Genomic DNA, 17,588 nt, shown 5'->3' on the forward strand with positions numbered 1-17,588 from the left:
TCCGGCACGTGCGGGACGGAGGGAGGAGGCCGGGGCCGCTCACCCCCGTGGAGCGGTCCCGGCCGGTCTCTGTCAGCTCTTGGCAGAGCCGTTCAGCCCCAGGTAGCCGTTCAGTTCAGCGATCGGCATGTCGGCAAGGCCCAGCTGGGCTGCCTTGTCCAGCAGTTCGCGCAGCTGCCCGGCCTGTGCGCCACCGCCCTTCATGAGCTTCATCAGGAGTGCGGAGACAGTGAGGTTCTGTACGCCGGACGTGGACACGGAGCCGAGCAGCCGGGACAGGTCGTCCGTGAAACTCGCGGTGCCGTCCAGCCACGGTCCGGCCAAGGCCTGGGCCGTCTCGGAGTTCTGCATGAATCCGTCGACGCTCTTGCCGAGCGAGATCGAAGACATCAGGCGGTCGAAGAAGACCGACTCGCCGCCGACGATGCTGATGTCGGCGTTCTCCAGGCCGGTGGCCAGGACCGTCGCCTGCGCTTCTGCGACCTGCCGCTGCACCTCGATGCCCGCCAGGCGGATGTCCTTCTCCGCCTCCAGGCGGAGCCGGTACTCCTCGTGGGTGCGGGACGCCTCGTCGAGGGCCGCCATCGCCGCGGCCTTCTCGGTCAGCCCCGCGGCCTCGGCCTTCAGCTTGGCCTCCACGCCCTCGGCCTCCGCGCGCATCCGGGCCTCGGTCGCCTCGGCCTCCGCCCGGCCCTCCTTCTCGCGGACCTGCACGGCCGCGAGTCCCTCCGCGGCGCACTCGGCCTGTACGCCTTCGGCGATCCGCAGCTTGGCCTGCGCGTCCAGATCGGAAGCCTTCAGCCGGGCCTCGGCCAAGGTGATCTCCTCGGCCGCACGGTGGGTCGCGGCCTGCTCGGCGGCCTCCGCCGCCTTGATGCTCTTGACCAGGCCTTCCTGCGCCTCCGCCTCGGCGGCAATGATCACGGCCTGCCGCCCGCGCTCCGCCTCCTCCACGGCACGCAGCTTCTTGATGGATTCCTCCTGCTCGGCGACCGTGCGGTCCACGGCCACCCGCTCGCGGACCACCTCGGCGATCTCGCGCTTCTCCGCCTCGACCTCCTTCTCGGCGGCGATACGGGTCAGCTCCGTCTCGCGTTCCCGGGCGATGACTTCGAGCAGGCGGTCCTTCTCGATGCGCTCGTTCTCGATGGCGATGACCCGCTCGCGGTTCTTCTGCGCGACGGCGACCTCACGGGCCTGGTTCTCCCGCTGCACGCCGAGCTTCTCCTCGGTGAGGAGGAACGCGCCTTGCGAGCGCAGACGCTCCTCTTCCACCACTCGCGCCGTCTCGGCCTCCTCACGAGCCCGCACGGTGTCGACCTCACGCTTCTGCTTGATCTCGGCGTCCGCCTGCCGCCGCTCCAGCTCGAGGATGGCCTCGCGGGCGTCGACGTTCTGCCGGGTGATCTCCTTCTCCTCGTGCCGCGTGAACTCATTGGTGCGCACGTGCTCCACGGCCGTCAGCTCGGTGATCTTCCGGATGCCCTGCGCGTCCAGGATGTTGGACGGATCCAGCTGGTTCAGCGGCGTCTGCTCCAGGTAGTCGATCGCCGCGTCCTCCAGGCTGTAGCCGTTCAGATCGGTGCCGATGACCTGGATGATGCGGTCGCGAAGCTCGTCACGCTTGGTGTAGAGGTCCGCGAAGTCCATCTGCTTGCCGACCGTCTTGAGCGCCTCGGAGAACTTCGCGTTGAACAGCTCCTGCAGTGTGTTCTGGTCGCTCGCTCGCGCCGTGCCGATCGCCTGCGCGACGCGGATGACGTCCTCGACGGTCTTGTTGACCCGCACGAAGAACGAGATGCGGATGTCGGCACGGATGTTGTCCCGGCAGATCAGGCCGTCACGGCCGGTGCGCATGATGTCGATGGTCTTCACCGAGATGTCCATGACCTCGGCCTTGTGCAGCACAGGCAGGACGACCTGCCCGGTGAAGGTCACATCGACCTTCCGCATCTTGGAGACGATCAGCGCCTTGCCCTGCTCCACCTTGCGGAACAAGCGGGTGACCGTGAGCAACAGGACGATGACGATGAGCAGGACAGCGGCGACGGACACGCCAATGCCCAGAGTGATGGCATCCATGGTGAAGTCCTCAAGGTTCCTGGGCGTCGATGCCCAGTGAGCGAGTGGAGCGAGCGGGGCGGCAGACGCGTTCAGGCCGGGCGATCAGCCGTGGTCGGCGCGCGGGTGGCCGGGGTCCAACGACGCCGCGTAGGGCGCGACCCAGAAGAACTCGCCGGCATCGTCGTACGCGTACAGCAGCGCACTGTTGCCGGCGGTCAGCGCGCCCTCACGGGCCTGCGGGTTCTGCCTGACCTGCACGAGGGCGACGGCGCCGTCCCTGGCAGCGACCTCCGCCTGGCCGAAGCCCGCGTCCACCCGCCCCGTGCGGATGGTGCAGAGCGACCCGATGAAGTCCTGCCGGGACGGCCCGGGTTCATCGGGGAAGAGCTTCGCCAAGGGGCGTACGAGAGCGCGTGCGGCCCCCCAGGCCACCGGTACGGAGACGAGGAGCAGCACGAGGCCGGCCGCCGCGTGGGCGAGCCCGGTCAGACCGGCCCTGCTGATGAGCACGGACCCGGCAAGGGTGCTGAACCACGCCACCACGACCGCCATCGAGGCCGCCACGGTGACCGGCACGCCGCCCAGCCCCGCCACGTCGAGGTCCACGTCCGAGTCGAAGCTGTCCGCTTCGGTCCCGCCGAGCATGACCAGAAGCCAGAAGCCGAGGACGACGACCAGGGCGGAGCTGAAGATGATGGCCGGAAAACCTGTGGCTGCCTCTGGAAACTCCGGCATCCGTTCCCCTTCAAGCTTCCGCAGCTCCGACCCCGGCCCGGATTACATTTCCGTAATCCGGCATCGGGGCCAGGCCCCCGTCCCTGCCAGCCCCATACTCACCTGCTGGCCCCTCGCAGTTCATTGCCGTGTTCAGGCAATCTTTACGCGCTCTTAATGCCGGGCGGTCGACAGCTCAGCTGTCGCTAGCTCTGCAGTTCGTGCGGCGGGAAGCGTTCCGTGTAATCGGGCGGGATAGTTCTGTTCTGTCAGGCGTTCCGCCAGGTAGCTTGGAAGAAGAGTCCCCCTGAGGGAGGCCGATCCGATGCCGTGGTTCGTATGGCTGCTCACCGCCGCGGCGCTTGGGGCCGTGGAGTTCTTCACGCTGACTCTCGTCTTCGGGTTGCTGGCGGGTGCCGCGCTTGTCGCCGCCGTAGTCGCTGGTGTCGGCGTCGGCATTCTCGGCCAGCTCGTGGCGCTCGCGGCGACAGGGGCAGCGGGCCTGGTCGTCATCCGTCCCATCGCACTGCGGCACATGAAACAGCCACCCCTCACACGCGAGGGCAGCGACGCGCTGATCGGCAAGCGGGCCGAGGTCATGCAGGAGGTCACGGCGACCTGCGGACTGATCAAATTGTCCGGCGAACAATGGTCCGCCCGCGCCCTCGACGAAAGCCATGTGATCCCGGTGGGCAAGTTGGTGGACGTGATGGAGATCGAAGGCGCCACCGCAATCGTCTACCCCCGCGAACTCCTTCCATGAACGGCTGAACCTATAGCAATGGAGGAAGTGTGGATCCGGTTGCCATCGTGCTTCTCGTGGCGGCGATTGTTGTCGTCTTCCTAGTGGCCTCCACCGTGCGGATCGTCCCCCAGGCGCGCCGCTACAACATCGAGCGGTTTGGCCGATATCGCCGGACGCTGCAACCCGGCCTGAATTTCGTCATGCCGGTGGCGGACCGCATCAACACCAAGCTCGACGTGCGCGAGCAGGTCTACTCGTCCGACCCCAAGCCGGTGATCACCGAGGACAACCTCGTGGTGAACATCGACACCGTGCTCTACTACCAAGTCACTGACCCACGGTCCGCGGCCTACGAGGTTGCTGATTACCTGCAGGCGATCGATCAGCTCACCGTGACCACACTGCGGAACGTCATCGGCAGCATGGACTTGGAGGGCACGCTCACCTCACGTGAGCGGATCAACGCCCAGCTCCGTACCGTCCTCGATGAAGCCACCGGCAAGTGGGGCATCAGGGTCAACCGCGTCGAGATCAAGGCCATCGATCCACCCCACACCATCAAAGAGGCTATGGAGAAGCAGATGCGGGCCGAGCGGGACAAGCGCGCGGCCATCCTGCACGCCGAGGGGGAACGGCAAGCCAAGATCCTCACCGCAGAAGGCACGAAGCAGAAGGACATCCTCGAAGCACAGGGCACGCAACAAGCCATGATCTTGCGGGCAGACGGCGAGGCAAAGGCGGTGGAGCGCGTCTTCCAGGCCGTCCACCGCAACAACGCCGACCCGAAGATCCTGGCCTACAAGTACCTCGAGACGCTCCCGCACTTGGCGAAGAGCGACAACAACACGTTCTGGGTCATCCCGGGAGAGCTGACCGAAGCGGTTCGCACGGTCACCACCGCGTTCGGTGATCACTCTGCGGCGGGTGGGCCCACCCCTGCCCCTGCGCAGCCCGAAGAAGCAGCCACTGCGGGCCCGGATCAAACGTCGGACCGAGGCGGGGCTCCGGGACTCAAGGCGGAATCGACGCTTTCACTCGACGCCGCGGCGGCTGTTGACGAGGCCACCAAGCAGGCCGCCGCCGCGGTGAACGACGCCAAGGCCGAGGCCGAGGCCGCGAGGACGCCCACGGTGCCGCGCCGGGAACAGACGTCCGGCGATTGAGGCAGCCTCCGTTCGAGGCCGTTCTGAGGACCAGGCGGCGGCGATGATCACCACGGGCCGCACGGAGGTGTTCACGAAGGCTCCCCGTCAGCGCTCGGCACTATCGGCCCGCTGGTAGATGTCGGGGATGCCGTCGTGATCGTCGTCGCGGGTCTCCTCGTCATACAGGCGCCGGTAGACGCCGTTGCGCCGCTTGATGAGGAGAGCCGCCAGGCCGGCGGCCATGAGGGAGCCGATCAGAACCGCGGCCTTGATGTGCTCGGCGGCGGCCGGGTCGGCGAAGGCCAGTTCACCGATGAGCAGGGCGACAGTGAACCCGATTCCGGCCAGCACCGCGAGTGCGAAGACGTCCGCCCAGGCGAGCTCCGGGTTCAGCTTGGCTCGGGTGAAGCGGGCCGCGAGGTAGGTGCCCGCGAAGATGCCGACGGTCTTGCCGATGACGAGGCCCAGGACCACGCCCAGCGGCTCCGGCCGGGTGAACACTTCTCCCAGGGCCGCGCCCGAGACGCCGACACCGGCCGCGAACAGCGCGAACAGCGGGACCACAACGCCCGCAGAGACGGGATGGAGCAAGTGGGAGGTCCGTTCGGCGGGGGTAGAGCTCTCGCCCCTGTCGCGGGTCGTACGCAGGATCAAGCCGATGGCGACACCCGCGACGGTCGCGTGGATACCGCTGTTGTACATCAACGCCCACGTGACGACACCGAGTGGGACGTACCACCACCAGCCGCGTACACGGAAGCGCTGCAGGGCGTAGATGACGGCCAGTCCGGCGAAGGCTCCGCCGAGAGCGGCGAAGTTCAGGTCGCTGGTGAAGAAGATCGCGATGATCAGGATCGCGCCGAGGTCGTCGACGACGGCGAGAGTGAGCAGGAACGCCCGGAGCGAGGCGGGCAGGTGGGTGCTCAGGACAGCGAGGACAGCCAGCGCGAAAGCGATGTCGGTGGCCATCGGCACCGCCCAGCCCTCCGGGCTGCCCCCTCCGGCCGTGGCCGTGGCCACGTAGACGGCTGCGGGCACGATCATGCCGCAGAGAGCGGCGATGACGGGCAGTGCCGCGGTGGCGGGAGTGCGGAGTTCACCGACGACCAGCTCACGTTTGAGCTCGATGCCGGCGACCAGGAAGAAGATGGCCAGCAGTCCGTCGGCAGTCCAGTGCTCCACGGACAGGTCCAGGCCGAGGGCGGGTATGCCGAAGTGGAAGTCGCGTATCTGCTCGTATACCCCGCTCCACGGGGTGTTCGCCCACACCAGCGCCACGACGGCGGCAGCCAGGAGCACCAGTCCACCGACCGTCTCGGTCCTCAGGGCCTGCACTACTGCGTTGCGCTCCGGCAGCGGCAGGAGACCGAGGAAGGGGGAACGCTCACGGGGCGCGGCAGCCATCGGGGAATCCTCCAGGGCATCGACATGAGGGCATGGGGGCCCTAGGACGCCGACCAGACTTCCCGGCACACCACGCGCCGGACACGGTCGCTCGAGGCGGACCATTGACGCGTTCTTTACACACTAACCGGCCCCCGCGTCCCCCGCCATACCTCATCTCACCTGCGTAAACGCGTTGTCCGGGCATGGCGAACGGGCCCGTCCACACCAAGGCGTCAGGTGTGGGCGGGCCCGCCCAGGAGCCGGGCCGCGGGGGCGGTCAGACGGTGGTCTTCACCGACTCCTGGTCTTCGTCGTCCTCGTCGCCGGCTTTGCGAGCGCGGACGAACTCCAGGAAAGAGTTCAGCTCGCGCTTGACGACGGGGGCGAGGAGATACAGGCCGATGATGTTGATGACGGCGAGCATGAAGAGCACCGCGTCGGCCATGTCGATCAGGGTCTGGAGCGTCAGGAGCGATCCGGCGATCGCGAACAGGGTGTAGACGACCTTGTACGTCAGCTCGCTGACCTTGCTGCGGCCGAAGAGGTACGTCCACGCCTTGAGCCCGTAGTAGCCCCACGTGAGCACGGTGGAGATGGCGAACAGCATCACCGCGACGGTGAGGATGTACGGGAACCAGGGCATGACGGTGGCGAAGGCGTCCGACGTGATGGTGACGCCGCCGATGGAATCCGGATCCTTGCGGGCCGCCGCCCAGCTGGCCGGGTTGGCGATGACGATGGTCAGCGCGGTCATCGTGCAGATGACGACGGTGTCGATGAACGGCTCGAGCAGGGCGACCAGGCCCTCGCTGGCGGGGTGCTTGGTCTTGACCGCGGAGTGGGCGATCGGGGCGGAGCCGAGGCCGGCCTCGTTGGAGAACGCGGCGCGCTTGAAGCCGACGATCAGGGCGCCGAGGACACCGCCGGCGACACCCTGCGGGTTGAACGCGCCCTCGATGATGGTGCCGATCGCGGCCGGTACAGCGGTGACGTGGACCAGGATGCCGAAGAACAACGCGCCGGCGGACGAGCCCATCAGACCGTTCTCGCCGCCCGTGACGGAGACGAGCTGAGCGTAGGACTGGTTGACCTGGAAGAGGTTGCCGCCGAAGAGGCCGAAGAACAGGATCATGAACGAGGCGAGGACCGCGAGAACCTTGCCGAGCCTCTTGCCGTTGGTGCCGAAGCGGTCGGCCAGGCCCTTGGGCAGATAGTGCATCGGGCCGCCGGAGACAGTGCCGTCGGCGTGCACCTCGCGGTACTTCACACCGAGGGTGACCTCGACGAACTTGGTGGCCATGCCCAGCAGGCCGCACAGGATCATCCAGAAGGTGGCGCCGGCGCCACCGATGGAGACGGCCACGGCCACACCGGCGATGTTGCCAAGACCGACGGTGCCGGAGACGGCGGCCGTCAACGCCTGGAAGTGGTTGACCTCACCGGCCGCCCCCTTCTCGTCGTACTTCCCACGGACCACGTCGAGGGCGAGTCTGAACTTCCTGATCTGCACAAGGCCGAACCAGGCGGTGAAGACCAGACCTGCGATGACGAGCCAGGCGACAATGAGGGGCAGCTCCGTACCGGCGACGGGGACGGAGTAGAAAACGACTTCCCCGAGCCAGGTGGCTATGGGCTCGAAGAATCCGCTGACGGCCTTGTCGACGGAATTGGTGATGGAGTCGAGTGACACGGTGGCTATCTCGATGGCGCAGGACCGGCGCTGGGGTTGCGCCGGAAAGATGTGCGGTCTTTGAGCAAACGCCGTTGTCCGATTGGCAACCCAGGGCGCACGTCCCGCGGACTCGGAACGTGATCGACCTGGTCGTACTGCCGACTGTTCCGTTCATCGGACACCTATCCCCGGCGATGCCACATGAAGGACCTCCACCACGCCGCGACTCGGTCCATCGAGGAGGGCGCAGCTCGTTGATACGACGTCCGGGCGCCGCTCGTTCAGCCGCGGCTCGTGGCCTGATTCCTGGACCATGCGGTGGCGTCAGCTCCGTATCGAGCCAAGAGCCGTGCGAACTGGATCCGCTCATCCGGCGACCAGGCGGCGGTGATCTCCTGGAACGCTTTGCGCTGTTCGGCGGCGAAGCGGTTGCGTTCGGCCTCGCCGTGCTCGGTGAGTTCGAGCACGGTGCGGCGTCCGTCGGACTGGGACGCCGCCCGGCGCAGCAGCCCGTCCTCGATGCAGGCGGCGACGGTCCGGCTGGCCACCGGCTGGGCGACGCCCATCTCGGCAGCGAGGCCACCGACGGTCGTCTCGCCCGGCGCATCGGCGATCACATTGAGTACGAGGTTGCGGGAGAGGTCCTTGCTCGATGCCGGTGCGCGTCGTCGCAGACGTGACAGCGCCGGGCCGATCTGGTCCAGCGCCAGGTCGTCGGAAGACTGCTCGGAGAAAGACGCGCCGCTCATGCGACCGAGTCTAGGCCTGGTCCGGACATTTGCATACCACTGGCTAAGTACATAGCATAAGGTATGCAAATTTTGAACGAGCGAGGAAATGAGGCGGACTGCTATGGCGCTCACCGCGATCACCAACGCGCAGATCTTCGACGGAGAGAAGACGGTGGGCGTGCACACCGTGGTCATCGACGGCGGGAGGATCGCTCGTGTCGGTGGCGACGCTCCTCGGGGCAGCGAGATCGTCGACGGCAGCGGCGCCACACTGCTGCCGGGGCTCATCGACGCCCATGTTCACTCCGCCCCCGGTTCCCTGGCGCTCGCCCTACGGTTCGGGGTGACGACCGAACTGGAGATGCAGGGGATGAACACACGGGAGAACCGGGGGCCCATCACCGACGACGACACCCTGGCTGACGTGCGCTCTTCCGGCTTCGCCATCACTCCGCCCGGTGGGCATCCGAGCGAGCTGATGCCCGAGGGCTTCCGGCCGAAGTGGGAGCTGCCCCCGGTGATGCCCCTGATGCCGTTCTCCACCACTCCCGAGGAAGCGGCCGCCTTCGTGCCCCAACTCCTCGCCCGGGGCTCCGACTTCATCAAGTTCATGATCGACGACGGCAGTGTGGAGGGCCACCCCGGGCTGCCCTCGCTCGACCAGGCCACCGTGACCGCCGGTGTGGCCGAAGCCAAGAAGTACGGCGCTCTCACCGTGGCCCACGCGCTCACGGTGGACGCCACCAGAATGGCCGCCGAAGCCGGCGTCGACGGCGTCACCCACGTGTTCATGGACCAGCCGCACACCGCCGAAATCATCGCCCTCATCAAGGACGCGGGCATGTTCGTCATTCCCTGCATCACTCTCAACGCCTCGATGATGGGGAACACCGGCAGCGAACTCGCCGACGACCCCCGGGTCGCCGCACGCCTCGACAGCAAGTGGGACCAGACCCTGCGCTCCAGCTACAACCGCTACCCGCAGGACAAGCTCGACGACGTGTACGACACCGTGCGCGCTCTGGACGCCGCCGGCGTCGACGTGCTGGCCGGTACCGACGTCTCCATGCCCGAGACGTTCTTCGGGGGCCTGGCGCACGGAGCGAGCCTGCACCACGAACTGCAGTACCTGGTGGCAGCCGGCCTGACACCCGCACGGGCCCTGCGCGCGGCCACAGCGACCACGGCCCGCCGCTTCCGCCTCAGCGACCGGGGCCGCATCGCCGAGGGACTCCGCACCGACCTTCTGCTGGTCGACGGCGACCCGACCAGCAACATCAGCGACACCCTCAACACCCGTGCCATCTGGCGCCGCGGCACCCGCCTGGCGGCATGACCGCAGTACTGCAGCTCGTCGAGGCCTGGGCGCAAGAGCCATCCCGCCATGGTAGGTACCGGGCCGCGGTCTTCCGGTACGAGCTGTCGACCTTGGCCGCCGACATGCGCGGGGCTCTGTGGTCGAGCCGGGAGGCCCTCCGACCTCCCCAGGCGTCATGATCCTCCCGGCCCGCAGGCGCCCGGTACCCACCGCCACACACGTCATGCACGCGCGGGGTGGACGTGCGGGCCGCCCCAAGGCCAGGGGCCCGTGGCCTGGTTCAGCACTTGGAGCGACCGTGAAGCCAGGGTTGAGTGGGCAATGAACGCTACCGAGTCGCTCCGCCCCATGCCGCGGTCGTCACAGGGCGGAGCGGGGAATGGATCACAGACGGTTCGTTCACTTGCAGATCGGTACCGCGCCGTTGGCCTTTACGTAGCGAGCGGTGACCCAGCCCTGAGGCGTCTTGACCCGGTACCAGGTGCGGTTGCCGGCGACGGGCTGACCGGCCTTACGGCAGATCAGGTCGATGGTCTGTCCGCTGCGATAAGCCCCGGTGATGCGCGAGTTGGAGGTGGGCTTCTGGCGTACGTTGACACCGGCCTTTGAGATTACCTTGCCCTTCACCGGCTTCGGGGCCGGTGCGAGAAGAGTGAGCTTGGCCTTGGCCGCCCACTTTCCGCAGCCGACTCCCCCGACCACGACCTGGTGAGGACCGGGGGCGGCATTCGCCTTCACCCCTGCTTTGCCGGAATACACCGGCGGGTTGCCCTTCTTCGCCAGCGCCACTGCCTTGACGAAGGCATCGGACCGCGCCTGCACGGAACGGCACGCTTTCGGAGCGCCCACGACCTTCACCGTGACCGTCGTCTTCTGCTTGGCCGTCGTCGGGGTGACCGTGACCCGCGGTGCTGCCGCCGCGCCCGGGTCCGGCGCGGTGGGGGCATCTGCATACGCGAGGCCGGTCATCGCCGCGGAGACGAGAACTACCGCCGTACAACCGCTCATCGCCTTGCGAACCATCATTTCCTTCTCCTTTGAGGCGGTCGGGCCCCGAGCGAAGCCCGGAACTCCGCACTGCGGAGGAAACGTAGGCCCAGCACCGGACAGATTGAATTACCCGCCCCACGACGCGCGGTCCTTCACCGCAATGCAGGAGATGTGATCAACCGACAGGCCTTCTGAACAGAGACCGAACAGTGACCGAGGTAGCCGCCGTACGCGGTCCAATCCCGTACCCGAGGTGGTACGCGCCTGCCGACGATGCGCCCGGAACCCGGCCCGGAGGGCTGCGGCTATCAAAGCGGCAGGCAAGCTGGCGTCTCCGGCTGGCCCGCCGAATGAGGGCAAAGTTTAGTCCTGCCGTGACCCGGCAACCGGAACGGGAACCACTAATTCGCCGCCTCGTCCCCGGAAAGGCCCCGTCATGAGCACCGACCAGAAAAGCACGCTCAATGCCGAAAGCGACCTGCCCCAGGTCTTCGAACTCGCGCAGCAACTGCGCATGGACTCGGTGCGTGCCAGCACTTCGGCGGGTTCTGGGCATCCCACCTCGAGTCTCTCCGCCGCCGATCTGATGGCCGTACTGATGACGCGCCACCTTCGCTACGACTGGCAGAGCCCGGACCACCAGGCCGGCGACCACCTGGTCTTCTCCAAGGGGCATGCCTCTCCCCTGCTGTACGCCATGTTCAAAGCGGCCGGCGTCGTCAGCGACAAGGAGCTGATGACCACCTACCGCCGATTCGGGCACCGTTTGCAGGGACACCCCACTCCGGAACTGCCCTGGGTGGATGTGGCCACCGGTTCGCTGGGCCAGGGCATCGGATACGGCGTCGGCATCGCATTGGCCGGACGGGACCTGGCAAAGCAGCCATACCGGGTTTGGGTGTTGTGCGGGGACAGTGAAATGGCCGAAGGCTCCGTGTGGGAAGCCTTGGACAAGGCCGGGCATCATCAGCTCGCCAACTTCACCGTCCTCATCGACGTCAATCGGCTGGGGCAGAGCGGCCCCACCGAGCTTGAGTGGGACACCGACACCTACGCCCGCCGCGCCGAGGCCTTCGGCTGCCGCGCTCTGGTCGTCGACGGCCACGACCTCGAGGCGATCGACCGCGCCCTGACCACCGCCGCCGACGGACAGGCCCCCACCGTCATCGTCGCCAAAACCGTCAAGGGCCAAGGCGTGAGCGAAGTCGCCGACAAGGAAGGGTGGCACGGCAAGCCCCTGCCCGAGGATCTGGCCGACCGCGCCATTGCGGAGCTGGGCGGGATCCGTGATCTGCGGGTGCACGGCCCGCAGCCCCCTGAGGCTGCCCCCGTTCCTGCTCCGGCAGCGGCCGCCGTAGAGCTGCCCCGCTTTGAAGTGGGCGACCAGGTGGCCACCCGTGTCGCATTCGGCAAGGCGCTGGCCGCCCTTGGAGCCCGTCCCGATGTCGTCGCCCTGGACGCTGAGGTCGGTAACTCCACGCACGTCGAAGACTTCAAGAAGGCACACCCCGAGCGCTACTTTCAGACCTTCATCGCCGAGCAGCAGATGATCGCCGACGCCGTAGGAATGGCGGTCTGCGGATATCGCCCGTACGCGACCACCTTCGCCGCGTTCCTGACGCGTGCGCACGACTTCATCCGCATGGCCGCCGTTTCAGAGATCACCATGGCTCTGTGCGGAACGCACAGCGGAGTGGAGATCGGCGCCGACGGCCCCTCCCAGATGGGCGTCGAAGACCTCGCCATGATGCGCGCCGTGCGCGGATCCACCGTCCTGTATCCCAGCGACGCCACCTCCGCCACGGCACTGACCGCGGCCATGGCAGACCTCGACGGCATCTCCTATCTGCGCACCACCCGTGGCGCCTACCCCGTCCTGTACGCCGGCGACGAGAGCTTCCCCGTCGGGGGTTCGAAGACCCTGCGCCGCGGCGACGACGATCAAGTCACCCTCATCGGAGCGGGCGTCACCCTCCACGAATGCCTCGCCGCCGCTGATGACCTCGCCGCCGCAGGCGTGCAGGCCCGCGTCATTGACGCGTACTCCGTCAAGCCCATCGACGCCGCTACCCTCGCCGAGGCCGCACAGGACACCGGCGCCTTCCTCGTCGCCGAGGACCATCACCCCGAAGGCGGCCTCGGGGAAGCCGTCCTCTCGGCCCTCGCCACCATCCCGGCTCACCCTGCCTTCACCCACCTCGCCGTCACCAACCTGCCAGGCTCCGGCACCACCGCCGAACTCCTCGACGCGGCAGGCATCTCCCGCACCCACATCGTCCAAGCAGCTCGCGCGCTCCTCCAGCGGTAAAACGAAGCGCTCCATCAGCTGTCACAGGCCGATCCCGCAGGCTGATCACAGACCACGACGTTCGTCGTCCCAGTCAAGGTCGAGGTCGATCTGATCGCGGATGAGCTTGTGAACCCCTCCCCCGGTGTCGGCCGGCGCCAACGCCGCCCGGACCGCATGGGACGGGCTATGCCCAGGGAAGGCGGCTCCGGTCGTCGCTACGAGTACGACGGCCGCTGCGGCGGCGAGCAAGTACTTCTTCGCACGGCAGGTGTTCGACACGGAGCCTCCTGGCGGTAGCCGGGAGGGCAGCGTTTCACCTCGCGATAAGAGAGCTTCTTAGGATCTGGCACCAAGACGTCGTTGCAATTGGTCAGCTCTCCTGTCATTGCCCCAGCAGGCGGGCCTGTTCCTTCTTCAGCGCGGAGAATCTCTGGCGCGAATAGGCGGCAAGTTCCTCGCTGGGGAATGACACCACCGAGAGGTGCTGGTCGTGGTTTCCCTGCATCCACCGGGCGGCTGTGATCTCATACCCAGCTACATGGGCGCACAGTTGGAGCAGAAGCGGCGGCATCTCTGGTTCGCTCAACAGGTCCGCGTGGTTGATGACCAGGTCGCGCATGGCCTGGATGTTCGGCAGGAAGACGGTAGTGACCCACAGTCGCCACTCGGTGAGCTCTTCTGGAGTGGGCGGGGGCTCATGGCGGTTCACGCGCGCCAGGTGTTCTTGCCGCTGAGATAAACGCAAGCCGTTGAGGTAGGTGACGACATAGCCGACGAACGCCAGCCCGATGGTGACGACCACTGCGATCATGAGTGGCGATGGTAGCGAGCAGTGCGCCCCCTGGTCAGACGGCCGTAGCAGATACGGATTGCCGCGATGCCGGCGAAGGCCAGGAAGTGCTCAGCTTTGCGTTCGTAGCGGCGGTGGGGTCTGCGGACACCGCCGAGCCAGCTCATCGTCCGTTCGATGGTCCAGCGGTGTCGGCCGAGCCTGGCCGAGGAGGTGACGCCCTTGCGGGCTATCCGGTCGACTGCGCGTACCTGGCGAGCTCGGTGCGCAAGGGGATCTGGACTGGTCGCGCTGTGCGATCGACCATCCGCCGCATCACGCCTCAGCCACAGGAAGTCCAACGGCGCCGGTATTGGCATCGACGGCCTCTGCTGACCGGAAACCCGATCGCCTGCAGCTGTCGTCACGGGCGGGGCGGCTCGGGCGCCGGCGGCACCGGGCTCGGCCCGGGGGGCGCGGGGGGCACGGGATCAGGGCCTGGTGGGGGCACCGGGGACGGAGCCGGGCCCGGTTGCGGGCCGGGAGGCGGCGAAGGGGGCGTGGGGGTCGGCGGTACCGGGTCCGGGCGCGTCGGGCCGGGCCTGCCAGGCGGCTGCGGGACGGTCATGGTCAGTTCCTCCTGGATGTTGAGTCCGGATCCGAAGGTGGTGAGCCAATATCCGGGGCTGTTGAGTCAATCTCCGGGGGTGTGTTGCTCCCGAACTGCCCCGGAGGCGGGGGCGGCAGGCCCGTCACGCGTCGGGCGTCGTGGCGCGGTGTTCGTTCAGGGCTTTGATGACCTCGTCGTCGCTCACTTGCTCGAAGTCCTCGTACCAGAGGCCCACTGCCCCGAAATCGGGCGGTTGCTGGAGGCAGACGATGTCGTCGCCTTCCGAGCGCATCCCTGCTGCGGTCTCAGGAGCGCAGACGGGAACCGCGAGGATCAGCCGGGCCGGTTCCAGGCTCCGGAGATGGCGGAGAGCGGCACGGGCGGTGGCTCCGGTGGCCAAACCATCGTCGACGACGATTACATTGCGGTTCTTGATGTCCGGCATGGGCCGGTCCCCACGGTAGAGCTGTTCGCGGCGCTTCAGTTCATGGCGTTCACGGGCCACGTCCTGGGCGAGGCGATCCTCGTCGAGGCCCAGCATTTCCAGCGCCCGCCGGTCGAAGAGCGGTGGGTCATCACCCACGATCGCACCGACGCCAGTCTCCGGCCTTCCAGGGATGCCGATCTTCCGCGCGACGAGCACATCCAGAGGGGCTCTGAGGGCGCGCGCTACTTCGACTGCCACCGGTACGCCGCCGCGGGGCAGCGCGAGGACCACGGCATGCGGGAGTTCGCCTTCGGATGCCCACTCCATGAGCCGAAGGCCGAGTTCCTGGCCTGCTACTTGGCGATTCTGAAATCGCATTACCTGATGCCTGCCTCTCTCCCTCGGAGGGACTGAAGGGTCATCGTCATTGCCGTCTTCTCCGGCGGCGTACGCCTTGCGGCCACGGCTCTGGGGCCCGCGGCTTTCAACGTAACCGCGCTCCGCCTCGGGCGCGCGGCCGCTCCCGGATCTTCGGCCTCCGCCCGGGGTTTCCTTCGCGGCCTCGCCCAAACCGAGGCGATCAGCTCTTTGCCGCGATGGTCACATCCCCGTCGGCCAGGTCTCCTCTTCGGCCGTGTCGGTCCGGTCGCTGTGCAGAGGGGTGAGTGCGGTGGTGCGGTCCAGGTACAGGAAGGCGTCGTATCGCTGGGCGAGGCGGGTGGCGACGTAATTGCCCCAGCGCTCTCGGCTCGGACGGTAGACGACGCCGATGGCCCGGTGGTCGCGCTCGTGCTCCGACCAGTTCGCACCTTCGCCCCCTGCTCGGAAGCCGTGGTCGGGGTCGAGGTCGGGGTCGGGGCCGAACAGGAAGAGCGCTTGCTGACCGGGGAGTGCCTGGTGCATGCGCTGCTCCAGGCTTCCCTCCGGTGCGGGTGGCACGCTCAGGACGCGGGGGCGGGCTCCCCAGGAGTCCGCCGCGATGACGGTCCCCTCGTAGGAGCCGAACCCCACCAGGACCGCTTGCTCCTCCCCGTGGCGCTCGCGCACCAACTGGCCGACGTTGACCATGCCCGCGTCGGCCATGTCAGTGGCTCTCGCATCGCCGACGTGGGTGTTGTGTTCCCACACCACGACCTTGGAGCCGGGGCCGTAATGCTCCTTGAGACGGTCGAGGGTGTCGGCCATGTGGTGGTCGCGGATGTTCCACGACTCGGGCCCTCCGCCCACCATCGCCCGGTAGTACGCCTCGGCTCCTGCCAGCACCTCCGCGTTCTGCCGGGCCGCGAACTCCACCAGACCGTCCGGCGTGCCGGTCTCCTCTGCCCTGCGGCGCATCTCGACCAGTAGAGACAGCACCTCCGATTCACAACCGGAGGGAACCAGCCTGGTCGCCAGGGCGTACTCCTGCGGGTCCTGGTCATACGGTTCGAAGCACAGGTACGTCTCCAGTGCCTCGGCCACACGCTCGGGGTCATGGATGCTCAGGTGATCGAGAATGGCCCGCAGGGACTCCCACAGGCTGTAGACGTCGAGACCGAAGAAGCCGACGCGGTCGCCGACCGGGAGACGGTCGTTGTGCTGCCGCAGCCAACGGGTGAAGTCCACCATCTCAGTGTTCGCCCACATCCACTGCGGCCAGCGGGCGAAACCCTCCAGCACCTCACGCGCGTCATCGGGCGCGCCCTGGGCGCCGGTCACCGAGCAGTGCACCGCCAGACAGTCCGGCCAGTCCCCCTCGACCGCGACGAAGGAGAACCCCTTCTCCTCGATCAGTCGCCGGGTCAGCGCGGCCCGCCACCGGTAGAACTCCGCGGTGCCATGAGACGCCTCCCCGAGCAGTACGTACGGGGCATCGCCGATCCGCTCCAGCAAAGGGTCGAGCGATGCGGGGTCGGACAGCTCCAGTGCGTCACGTCGGATGGCGAGCTGCTCGTCCGCGCCCGGTCCGGTATCAGCTGAGGTGTTCATCGGCTGCATCGGCTGCTGCTCCATCGGCCAGGTGGTCACGGAACCATTCGGCGGCGGCCTCGGTGACCTGTTCCAGCGCACCGGGTTCCGGGAAAAGATGCGTGGCGCCGTGCACGACGTGAATCTCGTGGACTGCCGACATTTGCTGTGCTGCCTGCCGGTTGAGGTCGAGGACCGTCGCGTCGTCACCGCCGACGACGAGCAGGACCGGCGCGCGGACCAGAGGCAGCGCCTCCCCTGCCAGGTCCGGCCGTCCGCCCCGGGACACCACGGCGCCCACCCGCCGGGGCCGTTCGGCCGCCGCGACGAGTGCGGCGCCCGCTCCCGTGCTGGCCCCGAACAGGCCCACGGGCAGCTGCGCCGTGTCCGGCTTCTGCTCAAGCCAGTCGACGGTGTCCGCCAAGCGCCGGGCGAGTAGGCCGATGTCGAAGCGATGCCGACCGGTTGCCATGTCGTCGCGCTCCTCGTCCTCGGTCAGCAGATCGAGCAGCAGCGTGCCGAACCCCGCCCGGTTCAGACCGTCGGCGACAGCACGATTGCGGGGGCTGAGGCGCGAGCTGCCGCTGCCGTGCGCGAACAGGACCATGCCCCTTGCCCCTGGAGGGACGGTGAGGTCACCGTCCAGGGTTGTGTCGTGCGAGGGGATCTTCACGGACTCGGATCCCATGTCTGCTCCTGTCTGTGACGCTGCCGGGGCTCGCCGGATCGGGGATCGGGACTCGGAGACTGGTCGCTCCGGCGGAGAAGGAAAGGCGGCTC

At 67.7% G+C, this 17,588-nt stretch carries 15 protein-coding genes and 1 pseudogene; 4 read left to right on the plus strand and 12 right to left on the minus strand.

Annotated features, from left to right (window positions below; translation table 11 throughout):
* Positions 1 to 72 precede the first annotated feature (72 nt).
* Both E5671_RS04390 and E5671_RS04395 read right to left on the minus strand, forming a co-directional pair.
* On the minus strand, positions 73 to 2,082 hold the full coding sequence (locus tag E5671_RS04390) for an SPFH domain-containing protein (protein ID WP_160502531.1): 2,010 nt from the start codon (positions 2,080 to 2,082) through the stop codon (positions 73 to 75).
* Between the two features lie 84 nt (positions 2,083 to 2,166).
* On the minus strand, positions 2,167 to 2,799 hold the full coding sequence (locus tag E5671_RS04395) for a hypothetical protein (protein ID WP_160502532.1): 633 nt from the start codon (positions 2,797 to 2,799) through the stop codon (positions 2,167 to 2,169).
* Positions 2,800 to 3,103: 304 nt separating this feature from the next.
* On the opposite strand from E5671_RS04395, the gene E5671_RS04400 reads away from it, so the two are divergent.
* The gene (locus E5671_RS04400; RefSeq protein ID WP_160502533.1) at positions 3,104 to 3,541 is read left to right on the plus strand and encodes an NfeD family protein; all 438 of its coding nucleotides are present in this window, start codon (positions 3,104 to 3,106) and stop codon (positions 3,539 to 3,541) included.
* 29 nt (positions 3,542 to 3,570) lie between these two features.
* Positions 3,571 to 4,686: an SPFH domain-containing protein gene (locus E5671_RS04405; RefSeq protein ID WP_160502534.1), complete on the plus strand. Its 1,116-nt coding sequence runs from the start codon at positions 3,571 to 3,573 to the stop codon at positions 4,684 to 4,686.
* Between the two features lie 87 nt (positions 4,687 to 4,773).
* Here E5671_RS04405 and nhaA read toward each other — a convergent pair whose 3' ends face one another.
* The 3 genes from nhaA to E5671_RS04420 all read right to left on the minus strand — a co-directional run bounded on the left by nhaA (position 4,774) and on the right by E5671_RS04420 (position 8,475).
* Entirely contained in the window at positions 4,774 to 6,072 is a 1,299-nt protein-coding gene (gene nhaA / locus E5671_RS04410) for a Na+/H+ antiporter NhaA (protein ID WP_160502535.1), read from the minus strand.
* Positions 6,073 to 6,331: 259 nt separating this feature from the next.
* Positions 6,332 to 7,744 (minus strand): alanine:cation symporter family protein, encoded by a 1,413-nt coding sequence (locus tag E5671_RS04415; protein WP_160502536.1) that lies wholly within the window; start codon positions 7,742 to 7,744, stop codon positions 6,332 to 6,334.
* 263 nt (positions 7,745 to 8,007) lie between these two features.
* Positions 8,008 to 8,475, minus strand: a complete 468-nt coding sequence (locus E5671_RS04420) for a MarR family winged helix-turn-helix transcriptional regulator (protein ID WP_160502537.1) — start codon at positions 8,473 to 8,475, stop codon at positions 8,008 to 8,010.
* Between the two features lie 103 nt (positions 8,476 to 8,578).
* Here E5671_RS04420 and E5671_RS04425 point away from each other — a divergent pair, with 103 nt between their 5' ends.
* Complete coding sequence (locus E5671_RS04425) at positions 8,579 to 9,793, plus strand: amidohydrolase family protein (protein ID WP_160509976.1); 1,215 nt, start codon at positions 8,579 to 8,581, stop codon at positions 9,791 to 9,793.
* Positions 9,794 to 10,174: 381 nt separating this feature from the next.
* Here the strand turns inward: E5671_RS04425 and E5671_RS04430 are convergent, their stop codons facing one another.
* Positions 10,175 to 10,801 (minus strand): SH3 domain-containing protein, encoded by a 627-nt coding sequence (locus tag E5671_RS04430; RefSeq protein ID WP_160502538.1) that lies wholly within the window; start codon positions 10,799 to 10,801, stop codon positions 10,175 to 10,177.
* Positions 10,802 to 11,201: 400 nt separating this feature from the next.
* Here E5671_RS04430 and E5671_RS04435 point away from each other — a divergent pair, with 400 nt between their 5' ends.
* Positions 11,202 to 13,073 (plus strand): transketolase, encoded by a 1,872-nt coding sequence (locus E5671_RS04435; RefSeq protein ID WP_160502539.1) that lies wholly within the window; start codon positions 11,202 to 11,204, stop codon positions 13,071 to 13,073.
* Between the two features lie 45 nt (positions 13,074 to 13,118).
* Here the strand turns inward: E5671_RS04435 and E5671_RS04440 are convergent, their stop codons facing one another.
* From E5671_RS04440 to E5671_RS04465, 6 genes and pseudogenes are all read right to left on the minus strand, one after another.
* A complete protein-coding gene (locus E5671_RS04440; RefSeq protein ID WP_160502540.1) occupies positions 13,119 to 13,334 on the minus strand; it encodes a hypothetical protein in 216 nt (71 codons plus the stop codon).
* A gap of 103 nt (positions 13,335 to 13,437) precedes the next feature.
* A complete protein-coding gene (locus E5671_RS04445; protein WP_160502541.1) occupies positions 13,438 to 13,866 on the minus strand; it encodes a hypothetical protein in 429 nt (142 codons plus the stop codon).
* A pseudogene (locus tag E5671_RS04450) lies at positions 13,863 to 14,081 on the minus strand (transposase); the annotation flags it as partial. The gene E5671_RS04445 and the pseudogene E5671_RS04450, both read right to left, overlap by 4 nt.
* A 495-nt stretch (positions 14,082 to 14,576) precedes the next feature.
* Positions 14,577 to 15,239: a phosphoribosyltransferase gene (locus E5671_RS04455; RefSeq protein WP_160502542.1), complete on the minus strand. Its 663-nt coding sequence runs from the start codon at positions 15,237 to 15,239 to the stop codon at positions 14,577 to 14,579.
* Between the two features lie 222 nt (positions 15,240 to 15,461).
* Positions 15,462 to 16,868, minus strand: coding sequence for an erythromycin esterase family protein (locus E5671_RS04460; RefSeq protein ID WP_336605661.1), 1,407 nt, complete (start codon positions 16,866 to 16,868; stop codon positions 15,462 to 15,464).
* Positions 16,813 to 17,496 (minus strand): dienelactone hydrolase family protein, encoded by a 684-nt coding sequence (locus E5671_RS04465; RefSeq protein WP_160502543.1) that lies wholly within the window; start codon positions 17,494 to 17,496, stop codon positions 16,813 to 16,815. The genes E5671_RS04460 and E5671_RS04465 overlap by 56 nt, the downstream gene beginning before the upstream one ends.
* Positions 17,497 to 17,588 lie beyond the last annotated feature (92 nt).

This window comes from Streptomyces sp. BA2, from assembly GCF_009769735.1.
Lineage (GTDB): Bacteria > Actinomycetota > Actinomycetes > Streptomycetales > Streptomycetaceae > Streptomyces.